Origin of the sequence: Isoptericola sediminis, assembly GCF_013085345.1 — a bacterium.
GTDB classification, from domain to species: Bacteria; Actinomycetota; Actinomycetes; order Actinomycetales; family Cellulomonadaceae; genus Isoptericola; species Isoptericola sediminis.
This window is the reverse complement of sequence record NZ_JABFAJ010000002.1, coordinates 1-598: the sequence shown is the minus strand read 5'-3', so window position 1 is coordinate 598 and position 598 is coordinate 1. Positions and strand designations below refer to the sequence as shown.

Annotated in this window: 1 rRNA gene; it reads left to right on the top strand. The window is 56.7% G+C overall.

Going from position 1 to position 598, the window contains the following annotated elements:
- Nucleotides 1-238: 238 nt before the first annotated feature.
- Nucleotides 239-598: ribosomal RNA gene (locus tag HLI28_RS00635) — 16S ribosomal RNA — on the top strand; the annotation flags it as partial.

The following is a 598-nucleotide window of genomic DNA, read 5'->3' as shown; positions in this document are numbered from 1 at the left end:
GGGCGGATCGGTTCGGGTAAGGTTGAAGGGTTGCCCCGGACGGGGTCGGGACAGATGTTCCGGCTTTCGGATGGTGTGTGTCGGTTGTTTGAGAACTCAACAGTGTGCTTGATAGTCAATGCCAAATTTTGAACCTTCATTGGTTCCTTTGGATCGGACAACTAGTTTTTTTGCTAGCTTGTCTGGCCAGTATCGATATGGCATCGCACGCCCTGGTGGTGTGTGGTGTTTTCTCTCTTTCACGGAGAGTTTGATCCTGGCTCAGGACGAACGCTGGCGGCGTGCTTAACACATGCAAGTCGAACGGTGAAGCCCAGCTTGCTGGGTGGATCAGTGGCGAACGGGTGAGTAACACGTGAGCAACCTGCCCTCCACTTCGGGATAAGCCCTGGAAACGGGGTCTAATACCGGATACGAGCACTCGACGCATGTCGGGTGTTGGAAAGTTTTTCGGTGGGGGATGGGCTCGCGGCCTATCAGCTTGTTGGTGGGGTAATGGCCTACCAAGGCGTCGACGGGTAGCCGGCCTGAGAGGGCGACCGGCCACACTGGGACTGAGACACGGCCCAGACTCCTACGGGAGGCAGCAGTGGGGAAT